Origin of the sequence: Massilia sp. Root335 (genome assembly GCF_001425685.1) — a bacterium.
GTDB classification, from domain to species: domain Bacteria; phylum Pseudomonadota; class Gammaproteobacteria; order Burkholderiales; family Burkholderiaceae_D; genus Telluria; species Telluria luteola.
Map to the genome: position 1 here is coordinate 41,744 of NZ_LMCY01000026.1, position 16,873 is coordinate 58,616.

At 67.8% G+C, this 16,873-nt stretch carries 13 protein-coding genes; 4 read left to right on the forward strand and 9 right to left on the reverse strand.

Annotated elements, in window-relative coordinates; all coding sequences use genetic code 11:
- The first annotated feature begins 50 nt into the window (after positions 1-50).
- Complete coding sequence (locus ASC93_RS14275; protein ID WP_056443098.1) at positions 51-452, forward strand: PRC-barrel domain-containing protein; 402 nt, start codon at positions 51-53, stop codon at positions 450-452.
- A 14-nt stretch (positions 453-466) separates the two neighbouring features.
- Here the strand turns inward: ASC93_RS14275 and ASC93_RS14280 are convergent, their stop codons facing one another.
- From ASC93_RS14280 to ASC93_RS14290, 3 genes are read right to left on the reverse strand one after another with little or no spacing between them, the layout of a single operon-like run.
- Positions 467-3,115: a molybdopterin-dependent oxidoreductase gene (locus tag ASC93_RS14280; protein ID WP_056443100.1), complete on the reverse strand. Its 2,649-nt coding sequence runs from the start codon at positions 3,113-3,115 to the stop codon at positions 467-469.
- On the reverse strand, positions 3,115-3,843 hold the full coding sequence (locus tag ASC93_RS14285) for a 4Fe-4S dicluster domain-containing protein (protein WP_056443103.1): 729 nt from the start codon (positions 3,841-3,843) through the stop codon (positions 3,115-3,117). Before ASC93_RS14285 ends, ASC93_RS14280 begins: the two co-directional genes overlap by 1 nt.
- Positions 3,844-3,899: 56 nt before the next feature.
- Positions 3,900-7,130 carry an error-prone DNA polymerase gene (locus tag ASC93_RS14290; RefSeq protein WP_082548046.1) on the reverse strand — a complete coding sequence of 1,077 codons (3,231 nt, stop codon included), beginning with the start codon at positions 7,128-7,130 and terminating at the stop codon, positions 3,900-3,902.
- 78 nt (positions 7,131-7,208) lie between these two features.
- Between ASC93_RS14290 and ASC93_RS14295 the strand changes: the two genes are divergently transcribed.
- Positions 7,209-7,991: a PhzF family phenazine biosynthesis protein gene (locus tag ASC93_RS14295; RefSeq protein WP_056443105.1), complete on the forward strand. Its 783-nt coding sequence runs from the start codon at positions 7,209-7,211 to the stop codon at positions 7,989-7,991.
- Positions 7,992-8,037: 46 nt separating this feature from the next.
- The gene (locus ASC93_RS14300; protein ID WP_056443108.1) at positions 8,038-8,421 is read left to right on the forward strand and encodes a VOC family protein; all 384 of its coding nucleotides are present in this window, start codon (positions 8,038-8,040) and stop codon (positions 8,419-8,421) included.
- A 2-nt stretch (positions 8,422-8,423) separates the two neighbouring features.
- Here the strand turns inward: ASC93_RS14300 and ASC93_RS14305 are convergent, their stop codons facing one another.
- Positions 8,424-8,822, reverse strand: a complete 399-nt coding sequence (locus ASC93_RS14305; RefSeq protein ID WP_056443110.1) for a VOC family protein — start codon at positions 8,820-8,822, stop codon at positions 8,424-8,426.
- A gap of 171 nt (positions 8,823-8,993) precedes the next feature.
- Positions 8,994-9,962: a threo-3-hydroxy-L-aspartate ammonia-lyase gene (locus ASC93_RS14310; RefSeq protein WP_056443113.1), complete on the reverse strand. Its 969-nt coding sequence runs from the start codon at positions 9,960-9,962 to the stop codon at positions 8,994-8,996.
- 126 nt (positions 9,963-10,088) lie between these two features.
- Between ASC93_RS14310 and ASC93_RS14315 the strand changes: the two genes are divergently transcribed.
- Positions 10,089-12,473: a TonB-dependent siderophore receptor gene (locus ASC93_RS14315; RefSeq protein ID WP_229412727.1), complete on the forward strand. Its 2,385-nt coding sequence runs from the start codon at positions 10,089-10,091 to the stop codon at positions 12,471-12,473.
- 99 nt (positions 12,474-12,572) lie between these two features.
- Here ASC93_RS14315 and ASC93_RS14320 read toward each other — a convergent pair whose 3' ends face one another.
- The 4 genes from ASC93_RS14320 to ASC93_RS14335 all read right to left on the reverse strand — a co-directional run bounded on the left by ASC93_RS14320 (position 12,573) and on the right by ASC93_RS14335 (position 16,665).
- Positions 12,573-13,892 (reverse strand): ATP-binding protein, encoded by a 1,320-nt coding sequence (locus ASC93_RS14320; RefSeq protein WP_056443115.1) that lies wholly within the window; start codon positions 13,890-13,892, stop codon positions 12,573-12,575.
- Between the two features lie 7 nt (positions 13,893-13,899).
- Positions 13,900-14,562 carry a response regulator transcription factor gene (locus ASC93_RS14325; RefSeq protein WP_056443118.1) on the reverse strand — a complete coding sequence of 221 codons (663 nt, stop codon included), beginning with the start codon at positions 14,560-14,562 and terminating at the stop codon, positions 13,900-13,902.
- A gap of 170 nt (positions 14,563-14,732) precedes the next feature.
- The gene (locus tag ASC93_RS14330; protein WP_056443120.1) at positions 14,733-16,250 is read right to left on the reverse strand and encodes a Do family serine endopeptidase; all 1,518 of its coding nucleotides are present in this window, start codon (positions 16,248-16,250) and stop codon (positions 14,733-14,735) included.
- A gap of 82 nt (positions 16,251-16,332) precedes the next feature.
- The gene (locus ASC93_RS14335; protein WP_056443123.1) at positions 16,333-16,665 is read right to left on the reverse strand and encodes a hypothetical protein; all 333 of its coding nucleotides are present in this window, start codon (positions 16,663-16,665) and stop codon (positions 16,333-16,335) included.
- Between the last annotated feature and the right edge of the window lie 208 nt (positions 16,666-16,873).

Genomic DNA, 16,873 nt, shown 5'->3' on the forward strand with positions numbered 1-16,873 from the left:
GGTTATCCTTCTGCTTCCCGACAGGAAGGCGTCAAGGAGAGGAGGCAGAAATGTCCTACGAGGAACGCGATGATTACGGCATGTACAGGAACAAGCACGGCAAGGGGCCCGGCCCCGAACTGATGGGTGCGAACACCCTGATCGGCGACCACGTCCACAACCTGCAGAACGAGCACCTGGGCGTCATCAAGGAATTCATGGTGGACATGCGCACGGGCGCCATCGCCTATGCCGTGATGTCGTCCAGCCGCTTCCTCGGGCTGGGCGAAAAACTCTTCGCCGTGCCCTGGCAGGCGCTGACCCTCGACCCGGGGCACAAGCGCTTCACGATGGACATCCCCAAGGACCGCATCGACAACGCGCCCGGGTTCGATACCGACCATTGGCCCGACATGGCGGACACGCGCTGGATGGGCGCGGTGCATGCCTATTTCGGCACGCAGCCGGCCTGACCAGCGCGTGCCCCCTACACCTTGCGCACGCTGCAGACCGTGTCGAACCACGCCTGCATCCCGACCAGCGGCGCCGGATTGACGGGCAGGATGGCGTTGATGTTCACGCCGTTGCCCCTTCCTCCATTGCGCTGATCCCACCACACACCGTTCTTCAGGTCGTCGACACGCGGCGCCGGGCCGAGGCCCTTGCGCGTGGCGGCCTGGCTTGACGCGTCGAGGACCGCGTCGCGCACGCCCGCGCGGCCCTGCGCGGCGCGGCCGCCCATCTGCCAGCCCAGCGAGTTCGACACGGCCAGCACCTTCGGATGGATGCCGTCGGTGACGAACACGCGGATGCGCGCGTGGCCCACGACCTGCTCCGCGCCGGCCGGTGCCGCCTTGAAGGCGGCGTCGCCCCGGGCGCCCGAATGCGGCCGGTAGGTCGTCAGTTCCACCATGTCGCCGGATTTCACGCCGATCCGCGCGGCGACCTGCGGGTGCATCCACATCGGATTGTCGTGCACGATCTCGGACAGGTATTTCTGCGCCGCCGTGCGGCCCTGCGTGTGCACGTTCCATTTGAAGGTCGTCAGGACGAAGCGGTCGTCGGCCAGCCTGTCGAGTCCCGGCACATGATGGAATGCCGGCATGCCGTCGTCCGCGATGCCCGCCTGCGCGGCCACGTGCGCCACTTCCGGCGCGAGGATCTCGAAGCGGCGCGACGGCGTCGCGAAGCCGCGCATCGGCTCGCCCTTCACCATCAGGCCGACGGCGCGCTCCTTGCCGGCCTTGTCGGCCTTGAGGATGCGGCCGTCCGCGTCGACGCGCGTGCCGGCCAGCTGCTCCGCCGCGAGCTTGCGCCGGTAGACCTCGTAGGTCTTGGGCTGGCTCGTGTCGACGTGCACGCCGTAGTGCTTCATGTAGTCGAAGCCGGACGCGAAGGTGCGGCCGTCCGGCCCCGTCGTCGGCAGCTTCGAACATTGGGTACGCACGTAGTCCTCGTGCGTGCCGAACGCGAAATACTTCGCCTGTTCCGGCGCGAGGCGCCTGCCGACATTGAACAGCACGTCCGGGAACGACACGGCTTCGCCCGGCGGCGGCACCATCGGCTGGCGCAGCATCACGTAGTGCTGCAGTTCGAGGTTGTTGCGGATGTCCATGCCCCAGCGTTCGAGATAGGTCGCATCGGGCAGGATCAGGTCGGACCAGTGCGCCATCTCGGAATATACGATGTCCGAGCAGGCGTGGAACGGGATCAGGGTCTCGTCGCCGAGGACACGGGTAGCCGTCGCACGGCCCTCGGGCCACGTCATCGGCGAGACGATCGTGTAGCTCAGGTAGACGTCGAGCTTCGCGCGGCCCTGCTCGAGGTAGTCGTACACGACCTGGCCGACCTTCATCTTCTGCCAGCGGTTCGCCAGCGGCCACTCGGGCGGATCTTCGAGGTCGGTGCGGACCGCGACCTTCGGCGGCGCCGGCTGCGGCGCGGGATACCGGGCCGGCGCCAGCTTTTCCTCGAGCCCGTAGCAATACCCGCCCGGCTTGCCGACCGAGCCGACCAGCGCGTTGAGCATCACGACGGCCCGTTCATTATTGAAGCCGTTGTAGTGGGCGCCCGTGCCGCGGTTGGTGAAGGCGGCGACGGCCGGGCGGGCGCGCGCGAACTCGATCGCGATGCGTTCGATGTCGGCGGCCGGCACGCCCGACTGGGCCTGCGCCCACGCCGGCGTGCAATCCTCGAGCCAGGCGCGCAATTGCGCCTCGCCGGGCTGCACGAAGTCCGCGACGAAGGCGCGGTCGTGCAGGTTCTCACGCAGGATCACGTGGGCCATTGCCAGCGCGATCGCGCCCTCGGTGCCAGGATGCGGCTGGAACCATTCGTCGCTGCGGCCCGCCGTGTTCGACATGCGCACGTCGAACGTCACCAGCTTGGCGCCGTGGTCGAAGCGCGCCTTGACGACGCGTTTCACCAGGTGCAGGCCGCCCTGGTGCGCCTCGTAGAAATTGGAACCGAAATTCAGGAAGTAGCGGCAACGCTCGGCGTCGATCGATTCCCAGTCGGTCTCGCCCAGGCTCACGTAATTGGCGGCGCGCTTGTTCGACGAGCACAGGGCGCGGTGGTTCAGCAGCACGGGCGAGCCGATCGCGTTCAGGAAGCGCGCGAACTCGGACGCGTAGCGCGAGCGGCCCTGGTGGATCGCGACGCGTTCCGGATGCCCGGCGGCGATGCTCTTGCGGATGCGCGCCGCGATCTCGTCGTACGCCTCATCCCACGTGATGCGCTTCCACAAGCCCTCGCCGCGCTTGCCCACGCGCTTGAGCGGATACAGCAGGCGTTCCGGATACGTGTTGATCGTCGGGCCGCTCTGCCCCTTCGCGCACGTCATGAAGTTGCCGAGGTTCGGGTCGAGCGGATTGCCGCGGATCTTGACGACCTTGCCGTCCTCGACGAAACCCTCGATGCCGCACACGGTGGAGCAGTTCAGGCACACGCTCTTGACCATCGTGGCCTTGCCGTAGTCGATATGGCGCTTGCGCGCCGTGCCGTCCGCGTCGATCGCGTAATTCAGCGGCTCGGCGACGCCCGCGGCGGCATCGCCGGGGGTCAGCAGGATGGTCTCGCCGACGGCCAGCGTGGCCAGCGCCCCGAGGCCGGACTTGAGAAAATGGCGGCGCTCCATCACTTGCCTCCCTTCGTACCGTGCTTCGCGTTGCCGACGGCGGTGCCGTAGTCGGCGCGCAGCTCGGCCCAGGTGTCGATCTCGTAGGTGAACGGATCGTGGTTGCGGCCTTTCGGCAGTTTGTTTTCGACGGCGCGCGGCACGACGGTGCCGATGCCGCGGTAGTGCACGGCGGGCCGCGTGTGTTCCTGCGGCTTGAGCACGGCGAGTTCGCCCTTGTGCTTCGCGTTGAAACGGCTGATGGCGCTGCCCGGGTCGTTCAGGTCGCCGAACGCGAACACGTCGGCGGGGCACGCCTCCACGCAGGCCGGCTGCATGCCGGCGTCGAGCCGGTGGCTGCAGAAGTCGCATTTGTCCGCCACCTGCGCCACCGGATCGATGTGGATGGCGCCGTACGGGCAGGCGGCGATGCAGTCGCGCGAACGGTCGCACTTGTCCACGTCGATGCGCACGACGCCGTCAAGCCCGCGGCTGATCGATTCGGTGGGGCACGCCTTGAGGCACGGCGCGTCCTCGCACTGCATGCACAGGGTAGGCAAAAAGGCGCGCCGCAGCGCGTCCTTGCCGGCGGCGTTCTTGCCGTGGAAGTCGTGGTAATAGACCTTGGTGCGGAACATGCCGAGGTAGACCGAGTTCTCGACCTTGCAGGCGACGGAGCAGGCGTGGCAGCCGATGCAGCGCTCGGTGTCGATGGCCAGGCCCCAGTGCGGGCTTTTTTCAGGTGTCATGTCGTGGGTGGAATCGTGGACCGCGCGGGCGCGAAACCCGTGATGATAAACGATCGCTAGCAAAAATCCCGGCTGCGCGCATCCAGCTTGCCCAGCCAATCCGACATGTCGACGAGCCGCTTGGCCACGAGGTGCCGCACTTCCCCTTCGCGCTGCCACACGCCGTACACGCCCAGCAGCGACGCGTTCAGCACTTCGCGCCGCTGCTGCTCGACGAGCTGCGGCCAGACGATCACGTTGATGTTCCCCGTCTCGTCCTCGATGGTCAGGAACAGCACGCCCTTCGCCGTGCCGGGGCGCTGGCGCACGGTGACGATGCCGCAGGCACGCGCCAGCTGGCCGTTCTGGAAGTCGTGCAGCACGTCGGCCGGCAGGAACCGTCTGGCCAGCAGCCGCTCGCGCAGCAGCGCCAGCGGATGGCGGCCCAGCGTGAGGCCCTGCGCGCGATAGTCGCCGACGATCTCCTCGCCCTCCTTCGGCGCGGCCAGGACCGGCACCTCTTCGACGGGCGTCGTGGGGCGCAGCAGGTCCTTGTCGGGCACGCCGCCCGCCGCCTGCCACAAGGCCTGGCGGCGGTGGCCCGCGAGCGGCCCGAGCGCATTGCCGGCGGCGAGCACCTGCAGGTCGCCGCGGTCGAGCTGCGCGCGGCGCGCGAGGTCGGCCACGTCGGCGAACGGACGGATCGCGCGCGCCATCTCGATGCGGTCGGCCGCGTCCTGCCCCATCCCGCGCAGCATGTGCAGGCCCAGGCGCACGGCCGGCTGGCCGCGCGCATTGTCGGCACACTGGGCGTCCGGCTCTTCGAGCGTGGACTCCCAGCCGCTCACCGTGATGTCGACGGGGCGCACGTCGATGCCGTGGCGGCGCGCGTCCTGCACGAGCTGGGACGGGCTGTAGAACCCCATCGGCTGGCTGTTCAGCAGCGCGCATAAAAACGCGGCCGGTTCGTGGCACTTGAGCCAGGAGCTGGCATAGGCGAGCAGCGCGAAGCTGGCCGCGTGCGATTCCGGGAAGCCGTATTCGCCGAAGCCCTGGATCTGCTGGAAGATCTGCTGCGCGAACGCCATGTCGTAGCCGTTCCTTTGCATGCCGCCCACGATGCGCTGGTAGTAGTGTTCGAGGTTGCCCTTGCGCTTCCACGCGGCCATCGCGCGGCGCAGCTGGTCGGCCTCGCCGGGGGTGAAATCGGCGGCGAGGATCGCCACCTGCATCACCTGTTCCTGGAAGATCGGCACGCCCAGCGTGCGTTCGAGCGCCAGTTTCATCTTCGGACTCGGATACACGACCTCGTTCTTGCGCTGGCGCCGCTGCAGGTACGGGTGGACCATGCCGCCCTGGATCGGCCCCGGGCGCACGATGGCGACCTGGATCACGAGATCGTAGAACTCGCGCGGCTTCATCCGCGGCAGCATGCTCATTTGCGCGCGCGACTCGATCTGGAAGACGCCCACGGTGTCGGCGCGGCAGATCATGTCGTAGGTCGCCTTGTCGCCGTGCGGGATGTCCTGCATCTCGAACGTCGTGCCGTGGCGCAGCCCGACCAGGGCCAGGCAGCGGCGCAGCATCGACAGCATGCCGAGCGCCAGCACGTCGACCTTCATGAGGCCCAGTTCCTCGAGGTCGTCCTTGTCCCACTGGATCACGCTGCGGTCCGCCATCGCCGCGTTCTCGATGGGGACGAGGCGCGACAGCTTCCCGCGCGCCATCACGAACCCGCCCGGATGCTGCGACAGGTGGCGCGGAAAGCCGAGCAGGCGCTGGGCCAGCGACGCCCATTGCTGCGACAGCGGCGCGGCCGGATCGAGTCCGCTCTCGGCCAGGCGGTTCAGCAGGTCGGCCTTGCCGTCGAACCAGTGGTGCTGCTTGCAGACCTTGTCGACGATGGCGAGGTCGACGCCGAGCGCGCGGCCGCTGTCGCGCAGCGCGCTCTTGGGCCGGTAGCTGATGACGACGGCCGCCAGCGCCGCGCGGGTGCGGCCGTATTTCTGGTAGATGTACTGGATGACTTCTTCGCGGCGCTGGTGCTCGAAGTCGACGTCGATGTCGGGCGGCTCGTTGCGCTCCCTCGAGATGAAGCGTTCGAACAGCAGGTTGCCCCGCGCCGGATCGACTTCCGTGATGCCCAGGCAGTAGCACACGGCGGAATTGGCGGCCGAGCCGCGGCCCTGGCACAGGATGTCCTGCGAGCGCGCATGGCGCACGATGTCGTACACGGTGAGGAAGTAGTGCTCGTAGCGCATCTCGGCGATCAGCGCGAGTTCGTGCTCGATCTGCCGCTGCACGCCGGCCGGGATGCCGCCTGCGAAGCGCCGGTGCGCCCCGATCCAGGCCTGCTCGCGCAGATAGCTCGCGGCCGTGTGGCCGGGCGGGACCACCTCGTCCGGATATTCGTAGCGCAGCTCCTCCAGCGAGAACGTGCACGCCCGCGCGATGCGGACCGTCTCGTTCAGCGCCGCGTGCGGGTAGATGTTCGCCAGGCGCACGCGCGAGCGCAGGTGCTGCTCCGCGTTCGGCGCGAGCTGGTAGCCGCATTGCGCCACCGGCTTGCCGATGCGGATGGCCGTCATCGTGTCCTGCAACGGCTTGCGCGAGCGGACGTGCATCGTCACGTGGCCGCAGGCGACGATCCTCATGCGGTGCTGCCAGCCGACTTCCTCGATGGTGGTGCGGTGTATCTCGTCGAACGCGCGGTGCAGCAGGTTCAGGCCGATCCACGCGCGGCCCGGGAACGTCTGCGCCATCCACGCGACCTGCTCGTGCAGGCGGTCGACGTCTTCCGGCAGGTGGCCGGGATACGCGGGCAGCAGGATCGCCAGGCAGTCCGGCATGCCGCGCAGGTGGGCGAGGTCGCCCTCGGGCGCGTCGAAGTCGGACGGATACAGCAGATAAGTGCCCTTCCCGCCGCGCGTGCGCCCCAGCGTGATCATCTCGGACAGGTTGCCGTAGCCGTCGCGGTTTTGCGCCAGCAGCACGACCGACGGCCCGCGGCCGCCGTCCGGATGCCGCAGGTGGAAATGGGCGCCGACGATCAGGGGAAGCTGCGCGCGCTTGGCCTCCGCATGCGCGCGCACGACGCCGGCCAGCGAGCACTCGTCCGTCAGCGCCAGCGCCGCGTAGCCCAGCTGCACGGCGCGGTCGACCAGTTCTTCCGCGTGCGACGCGCCCTGCAGGAACGAGAAATTCGACAGGCAAAACAGTTCCGCATAGGCCGGCAAGCCCGCCGCCGCGCCGGGAGCGGGATCGCGCGCGGGCGGCGCTGGACGGGTCGGCGGCGGAAAATCTGGCATGGTAATTTCGCTAAAATGGTGTAGTATGCAATACTGTACATAAACACAGTATAGCCAACGAACCCGACCCTGCCAAATATGCACATCCATTCCTTGCGCTGTTTCGGTGCCCGTCCCGGTACCGGCAACCCGGCCCTCGTCATCGAAAACGGCGAGCAGGACGCCGATGCCCGCCTGGCCCTCGCGCGCGCGCGCGACACGACCTGCGTCTTCATCGACACCGGCGCCGACGGCGTACTGTCCGTCGATTATTACTATCCGCACAAGCGCAGCCCGCTGTGCATCCACGCGACGCTGGCCGTGGCGGGCGTGCTGTTCGCACGCGCTCCGCACGCCGGCACCATCGCCGTGCGCACGGCGGCCGAAGGACAGGAACTGGAACTGGTGCGCGCCGGCGGCGACTATTTCGTCCGGCTGTCCGCGCAGCAGGCAGCGGCGCAGGACGTGACCGCCGACACCGCCGCCGCGCTGCTGGGCGTGCCCGTTGCGTCGCTGGCCACGCCGCCGCGCGTGGCGTCGGTCGGCAGTCCCAAGCTGCTGGTCAAGGTGGCGGACACGGAGGCGTTGTACGGCCTCGCGCCCGACCTCGCGCGCATCGCCGCGTGGGGCAAGGACACCGGCATCAATGGCATCTACGCCTGGTGCCGGCGCGACGACGGCACGTTCGAGGGCCGCAACTTCAACCACCTCGACCCCAGGCTGGAAGACAGCGCGACGGGCGTCGCGGCCGGTGCGCTGACGGCACTGCTCGGACTGGGCATGCGGCTGCGCCAGGGCCGCGCGACCGGCGGCGATTGCCTGATCCGCACGCGTACGGAAGGCCACACCATCCTCGTCGGCGGCGCGGTCGAAACGATTTGATTCACAGGTGTCGTACCCCTCAACCCACTGCATCAAGGAGACCGAAATGGAACGAAACGTCGTAGGCTGGTTCGAAATCTATGTGGACGACATGAAGCGCGCCCGCGCTTTCTATGAAGCCGTATTCCAGGTGACGCTGTCCAACCTCGCGCCGGAAGGCGACGCGTCCGGCCTGCAGATGTGGGCATTCACGGGCGACCCGAACGCCGGCGGCGCGGCCGGCGCGATCGTGTACATGGAAGGCTGCAAGGCGGGCGGCAACAGCACGATCGTGTATTTCAGCTGCGCCGATTGCGCCGTCGAAGCGGCGCGCGCCGTCGCGAACGGCGGGCGCATCTTCAAGGACAAGTTCTCGATCGGGCAGTACGGCCACATCGCCCTCGTCCACGATACCGAGGGCAACATCATCGGCCTGCACTCGATGAACTAAGGTCAGGCCTGGGGCGCCATCCAGGCCAGTTCCCAGATATGGCCATCGAGGTCCTCGAACCCGTGGCCATACATGAAGCCATGATCCTGCGGCGGCCGCGGCGCCCGGCCGCCGGCCGCGACGGCTTTCGCCACCAGGTCGTCGACTTCCTCGCGGCTCTCGCAGCTCAGGCAGACCAGCACCTCGGTCGCTTCCTTCGCCTGCACGATGGGCTTGTCGACGAACGTCTTGAAAAACGGTTCCGTGAGCAGCATCGCGTAGATGCTGCCGTCCGCGATCACCATGCAGGCGCCGCTTTCGTTGGTGAACTGGGGATTGAACGTATAGCCCAGCGCATTGAAGAACGCCTTGGATTTGTCCAGGTCCTTGACGGCCAGGTTGACGAAGATCTGCTTGTTCATGATGCCTCCTGAGTGGTGGTGAGCGTGTTGGTGAAAGTGGATGCCGCATGCCTACGACGGATGAGGCATCGCGAAATCGACAACGCCATCAAAAAATTTTTTAGACAACCGGGGTCAGAGCCCGAATTTTGGAAATTGCCCAAAATCGGGCTCTGACCCCGGTTTGGGGCATCACCCGGCCAGGAAGCCGCCCAGCCGCGCCAGGTCGATGTTCCCGCCGCTGACGAGAATGCCGACCTTCTTGCCGCGCAAGTCATCCTGCATGCGCCGCGCCGCCGCGAAGCCGAGGCAGCCCGTCGGTTCGACGACGATCTTCATGCGCTCGGCAAAGAAGCGCATGCACTGTACCAGCTCATCGTCGGTCGCCGTCAGGATGTCGTCGACGTCGCGCCGGATGATCGGGAACGTGATGTTCCCCAGGTGCTGGGTCTGGGCGCCGTCGGCGATGGTCTGCGGGGTGTCGATGTGCACGATCGCGCCGCTGCGGAACGATTGCTGGCCATCGTTGCCGGCCTCCGGTTCCACGCCATACAGGCGGCAATCCGGCGCCAGCGCGCGCGTGGCCAGCGCGGAGCCGGACAGCAGGCCGCCGCCGCCCAGGCACACGAACAAGGCGTCCAGCGGCCCGGTTTCCTCGAACAATTCCTTCGCGGCCGTGCCCTGCCCCGCGATCACGTCCGGGTGGTCGTACGGCGGGATCAGCGTCAGCCCGTGTTTCTGCGCCAGGTCGCGGCCGATCTGCTCGCGGTCTTCGGTGTAGCGGTCGTACAGCACGACGTTGCCGCCGTAGCCGCGCGTGGCGGCGACCTTGGCGGCGGGGGCGTCCTGCGGCATCACGATCGTGGCCGGAATGCCGAGCAGCTGCGCGGACAGCGCGATGGCCTGCGCGTGGTTCCCGGACGAGAACGCGACGACGCCGGCGCGGCGCTGCTCGGGCGTGAACTTCATCAACGCGTTGTAGGCGCCGCGGAATTTGAACGCGCCCATGCGCTGCATGTTCTCGCACTTGAAATAGACCCGGGCGCCGAACGCCGCGTCGACGGTACGCGAGGTCAGCACCGGCGTGCGGTTGGCAACGCCGGCGATGCGGGAAGCCGCCTGGACGACATCGTCATAGGTAGGGAGCGGAGGCAGGCTCATCCTGTTTTCCTTTCGGGTTGATCGGTGGCTGGCATTCTAATCCTTCCTGTTGTACATATGAGACGTTCAAATGGTTGCCTCCTTGGAAATTCTTTAATATGCAATTTTTCCCTCGGAGCATACCCCTTGAAACTTACCCCGATCCGCCAGTCCATCCTGCTCGGCTTGTACGGCAGCGCGGCCCTGGCTTTCGCGCCGGCCGCCTTCGCACAAAATGCACAGGCCGCCGCCGGCACCGACGTCCAGAGCGTCACCATCGTCGGCTCGCGCCGCGTGGGCAACACGTCGTCCACCGATACCCCGGTTCCCGTCGACTACATCCCGCTGACCAAGGCCGCCGAGCAAAGCGGCCAGTTCGACCTGGCCCAGACCCTGGCCAACATCTCGCCGTCGTTCAACTCGACGCGCCAGACGGGCGCCGACGGCGCCGACCTGATCGACTCGGCCGCCCTGCGCGGCCTCGGTTCCGACCAGACCCTCGTGCTCGTGAACGGCAAGCGCCGCCACACGACGGCCCTCGTGAACCTGTTCGGCGCGCGCAACCGCGGCAACACGGGCACCGACATGAACGCGATCCCCGTGCTGGCCATCAAGGACGTGCAGGTGCTGCGCGACGGCGCCGCCGCGCAATACGGCTCGGATGCCATCGCCGGCGTCATCGACGTCGAGCTGCGCAAGGACCTCGGTTGCGAGGCCGTGACCGGCTTCGGCGAATACTCCAGGCACGACGGCAAGAACTGGCTGGCGTCCGCGTACTGCGGCGTCGCCCTCGGCGGCGGCGTGCTGGGCATCACGGGCGAATACTACGACCGCGGCCGCTCCAACCGCTCCGACCCGGGCAGCCTGCGCATCATCGGCGACACCAAGTCGAAGAACGAGACCGTCTATGTGAACGGCGAATTCCCCGTCGGCCCGGGCAAGCTGTACCTGACGGCCGGCGCCCAGACCCGCGACGCCTCGTCGGCCGCGTGGGCGCGCGGCGGCGTCGGTTCGGACGACATCCCGTCGCGCAACTCGGCCGCCATGTACCCGGACGGCTTCGTCCCGTTCATCAACGGCGACATCGACGACCGCTACGGCATCGTCGGCTACCGCACCCGCATCGGCGAATGGGCCAGCGATTTCTCGCAGACCTATGGCTACAACCGCATGCGCTACAACATTGCGCACACGCTCAACGCGTCGATCGCGAACCTGGACCTGATCAACGGCGGCAAGGGCGTGAGCCCGTCGCAGTTCGACGCCGGCGGCTTCTCGTTCCGCCAGCTGACCTCCAACGCGGACTTCAGCCGCTTCTACGACGACATCCTCGGCGGCCTGAACGCCGCATTCGGCTTCGAATACCGCAAGGAGAACTACCAGATCTTCGCCGGCGAGCCGGGTTCGTACAACGACGTCGACGGCCTGGGCTTCGGCGGCAATGCCGGCAGCCAGGGCTTCCCGGGCTTCCAGCCGGGCGACGCCACCTCGCGCGACCGCCACAGCTCGGCCGCCTACCTCGACTTCGAGGCGGACATCGCTCCGCGCACCAAGCTGCAGGCCGCGCTGCGCCACGAGAAATACTCCGACTTCGGCTCGACGACGACAGGCAAGCTGGCCGGCGCCTTCAAGGCCACGGACGACCTGCTGCTGCGCGCCTCGGCCAGCACCGGCTTCCGCGCGCCGTCGCTGCAGCAGGTCTACTTCTCGTCCACGTTCACCGACTTCGTCGCCGGCGTGCCGATGGACGTCGTGCTCGCGCCGAACGGCGGCAAGGTCGCCGACGCGGCCGGCATCCCGAAGCTGCATGAAGAGAAATCGAAGAGCTACACGCTGGGCGCGACGTGGACGCCGACGAAGGCCGTCTCCGTCACGGCCGACCTGTACCACATCCAGATCGACAACCGCATCGTGCTGTCGGGCCGCTTCGACGCCGACAACTACCCGGCCCTGGGCGCCACCCTGCAAGCGCTGGGCGTGGGCCAGGCGCAGTTCTTCGTGAACTCCGTCGACACGCGCACGCAGGGCCTGGACCTGACCGCGTCGCACCGCACGACCGTGGGCGGCGGCAAGTTGAACACCTACCTCGCCATGAACTTCAGCAAGACCGAAGTGACGGGCGTGCACGCCCCGGCCGTGCTGGCCGGCTACGAGGACGTGCTGCTGTCCGACCGCGAGCGCCTGTTCATCGAACAGGGCGGCCCGCGCCGCAAGGCCACGCTGGACTTCGACTACACGCTCGGCCAGCTGGAATCGGATTTCCGCATCATCCACTACGGCCCGCAGACGCTGGGCACGTTCGATGGCCCGCCGGTGCCGAACCAGTACTACAAGTCGAAGACGTCGGCCGACCTCGCGTTCACGTGGGCGTTCAGCGACAAGACCAAGCTGACCGTCGGCGGCACGAACATCTTCAACGTGCATCCGACCCAGCAGAATCCGGACGAGACGGACAACGGCTTCAAGTATGAAAGCGTGCAGTTCGGCCTGAACGGCGCGGCGTACTTCGCGCGTCTGTCGCACAAGTTCTGACCGCATGGTGGGCGCGGGGTGCCGGCAAGTGACGGTCGCGTCCTGCCGGCGTCCGCGTGGGCTCGGGGAGCCCACGCGGACGCCAACATATCGCAAGCGTTACGCCGGAAACGTGACGGTCGCTTCCAACCCGCCCAAGCGCTTCGATTCCCCGAGCGCCAGCGTCGCCCCATGCCGCTCCGCGATCGACTTGATGATGGCGAGACCGAGCCCGCTGCCCGCCGCGTCGCTGCCCGGCACGCGATAGAAACGGTCGAACACGCGCTCGCGTTCCGCCGGCGGGATGCCGGGCCCGCTGTCTTCCACGGTCACGCGCACGCCGTGCGATTCCGCCACCACCGACACGTCGACCGTGCCGCCGTGCGGCGTGTACTTGATCGCGTTGTCGACCAGGTTGCGCAGCAGGATCATCAGCGCGTCCGGCTGCCCTTCGACCTCGGCGGCGTCCGCGCGCGGCAGGCCCAGGTCGATGCCCTTGGCCTGCGCGACGCCCGCCATGTCGGCGACGGCACGCTTGGCCGCGGCCGCGATATCGATCCGCTGGCGCGGCGCGACGCTCGCCTCCTGGCGCGCCAGCACGAGCAGCTGTTCGACCAGGCGCGTGGCCCGTTCGATGCCGGCCGTCAGGCGGCCGACGGCGACGCGCTTCGCGTCCGGGCTGTCGGACCGCTCCAGGCTCTGCACCTGCAGCTTCAGCGCGGCGAGCGGCGTGCGCAGCTCGTGCGCGGCGTCGGCCACGAAATGCTGCTGGGCGTCGAATGCCGTGCGCACGCGGCCGAACAGCAGGTTCAGTTCCTGCACGAGCGGACGCACCTCGTCCGGCAGGCCCGCTTCCGACACGGGCGACAGATCGTCCGCCTGGCGCGACGCCACCTGCTTGCGCACGCGCGCGACGGGTTCCAGCGAACCGCTGACGACCCACCACACGACGAGCATCAGGATCGGCATCATGACGGCGATCGGCCCCAGCGTGCGCAGCGCGAGGTTGCTCGCCATGCTGCGCCGCACGGCCAGGTCCTGCGCGACCTGCACGGTCTGGTTGTCGGTCTGGATCGAGAAGATGCGGTACGTCGTGCCGTTCGCGCGCACGTTGGAAAAGCCCAGCACGGCGCGCTGCGGCAGGTGCGCGTGCGAGGCGCTGCGGAACACGCGCACGCCGTCCGGCGACCACACCTGCACGACGAGATCGTCGTTGCCGCTGATGGGCGCATCGGCGTTCGCGTCCTCGGCGCTCGTCAGCGGCACGCGCGAACGCAGCGACAATGCCATCTGCTGCATGTGGTAGTCGAATATCTGGTCGGCGTCGTTGAGGGCGGTGCGGTAGGCGATCGACGCCTGCGCGACGGCCGCGATGGTGATCGCCGCCAGCAGGAACCACAGCAGCCGCCCGCGCAGGGAATGCGTGACCCTCACTTTCATGGGACCCTCACACCTTGGGGACCATATAACCCACGCCGCGCACGTTCTGGATCAAGTCGCTGCCCAGCTTCTTGCGCAGGCCGTGGATATAGACCTCGACGGCATTGCTGGACACTTCGTCGCGCCAGCTGTACAGCTTTTCCTCGAGCTGGGCGCGCGACAGCACGGCGCCGGGCCGCGCGACGAGCGCTTCCAGCACGGCCCATTCGCGCGCCGACAGCACGACCGGCTGGCCGTCGACCAGCACTTCGCGCGTGGCGGGATTGATGGTGATGTTCTTGTACTCGAACACGGGTTCGGCGCGCCCGGCGGCGCGCCGCAGCAACGCGCGGATGCGCGCCAGCAGTTCGTCGAGATCGTAGGGTTTGAGGACGTAGTCGTCCGCGCCGGCATCGAGCCCGGCGATGCGCTGCGAGACGGCGTCGCGCGCCGTCGCGACCAGCACCGGCGTGCGGTCCTTGCGCGCACGCATCGCGCGCAGGACCTCGAGCCCGTCCTTGCGGGGCAGGCCCAGGTCGAGCACGACGAGGTCGTAGTTCTGGTTCTGCATCAGGGCCGTGTCGGCCATCTCGCCGTCCTTGACCCAGTCGACGGCGTAGTGCTCGGCCCTGAGCAGGTCGAGCACCACTTCGCCGATCATCGTATCGTCTTCCACCAGCAGCAGCCGCATCCAATCCCCCGATTCTCAGAAACCCTGCCGATTTCAAACGTCAATGTAAGGAACCTCGCAAAACCGTCGCGAGCGGCCGCAGGTTTGGTCGAGAAGCGCAGCTGTACGAGGAGTACAGCGAGCATCGCAGACCAAACCTGCAACGCGCAGCAGGTTTGGCGACGTTCCGGTCAGCCGATCGGCACGGGGATGAATATTTTGTCATCTCCGCGCTGAACCAGCAAGGCCACCGACTTCGCGGACTTCCTGACGACGTCGCGCACCTGGCCCACCGAGCTCACCGGCTTGCCGTTCACGGCCAGCACGACGTCGCCCGGCTGCACGCCGGCCACCGCCGCCGCGCCGGCCGCATCCTCGACCAGCAGGCCGGCCGCGATGCCGGACTGGTTGCGCTCGGACGGGTCCAGCGGACGCAGGGACAGCCCCAGCTTGGCGCCGTTGTCGATGCCGGCGAGGTTGTCGCGGCTGGCCGGATCCGGCTTGTCCTTGGCGTTGGCCAGCGTGGCGTTCAGCTGCACGATTTTACCGTCGCGCCAGACGTCCAGCGCCAGCTTGTCGCCCGGCTTGGCCACCGACACGATGGCCGACAGGTCGCCGCCCGTGATGAGCGGCTGGCCGTTGACCTTGCGGATCACGTCGCCCGCCTTGAGGCCGGCCTTGTCGGCCGCGCTGCCGCGCTCGACGTTCGACACGAGCGCGCCGTCCGGCGACTGCAGCTTGAACGCATCGGCGAAGCCCTGGCTGACGTCCTGCAGGCCCACGCCCAGCTTGGCGTGCTGCACCTTGCCGGTGGCGACGATCTGGTCCTTGATGCGCACGGCGACGTCGATCGGGATCGCGAACGACAGGCCCTGGTAGCCGCCCGTCTGGCTGTAGATCTGCGAGTTGATGCCGACCACCTCGCCGCGCGTGTTGAACAGCGGACCGCCCGAGTTGCCCGGGTTGACGGCGACGTCGGTCTGGATGAACTGCACGCCGTTCTGGTCGATGTTGCGGCCCTTGGCGCTCACCACGCCGGCCGTCACGGTCGACTCCAGGCCGTACGGCGAACCGATCGCCAGCACCCATTCGCCGACCTGCAGGTTGCGCGTGTTCCCGAGCGGGACGACGGGCAGGTTTTTCGCGTCGATCTTCAGCACGGCGACGTCGGTCTTCGGATCGGAGCCGAGGACTTTCGCGCGGTATTCGCGGCGGTCCTGCAGCTTGACCGTGACTTCGTCGGCATCGCGCACCACGTGCGCATTGGTCAGGATGACGCCGTCCGGGCTGACGATGAAGCCCGATCCGGCGCCGTAAACGAGTTCCCCGCGTCCGCCGCCGCGCGGTTGCTGCGGCTGGAAGCGGCGGAAGAATTCGAAGAACGGATCGTCCTCGTCGAACTGCGGCATCTGGCGTTGCGACACCTTGGTCGTACCGACGACGCGGATGTTCACGACGGCCGGGCCGTTGTGCGAGACGATCTGGGTAAAGTCGGGCAAGGCCACGCCGGCCGGATTGCCCGCCACCGGCGCCGCGGTGGCGGCGACAGGGGCCGGCGACGCCGGCACGGTTGCGACGGCCGCGGCGGCGGTGGCGTCCTTGTGTTCGACTGCGATCGCACCTACCGCTCCGCCAATGACACCGGCCGCACACAGGGCCAGCGTGAGACGTTTTGCGGTGATGGCAGTAACGGTACCTTGGTTAGGCATTGACGTGCTCCCGGATTGGAAAGTGGTTTGAAGACTGCGCTTTTCGTAGGGAGTATATTGGCGCAGCAGTCTTAGACCTTCCTTAAAAATCGGCAGGCCGCGCGGACGCCCGGGAGGATGTGCGCCGGCGCTTGGCCACCGAGGCGCGCAGGCTCACGCTGACCGGGAAGGTGCGCGTGACGGGGCGGTTGAAGCCGTAGCACAGGTTGAGGAGTTCGGCGATGCCGTTCTTCGTCATCTCGCGCCAGGGGATGTGCACGGAGGTGAGGCGCGGCGCCGAACAGGCCGCGGCGGCGCATCCCTGGGCCGATGAAAAGTCGCGCTCCGTGATCCAGACGGCGCCCGTGTCGATGGCGGCGTCGGCCAGTTCGGCCATGAAGCCGTCGATGCGGTCGACGTTGTCGGCGACCGTCATCGGGCCGGCGATGACGGCGATCTCGCGGTGCGCGTGATCGAGCAGCGCGCGTGCCGCCAGCCGGCCTCCGCGGCGGTGGTCGACCGTGAAGCACTGAGCCTTGCTTCATGTCTCCAGCATCGTTGTGATGGTGCGGGAGTCAGAAACGTTGCCAAACCAAGCCGCATGATTGTCGCGATTAAAATCCGAGGTCAAGACGTGGCGTGCG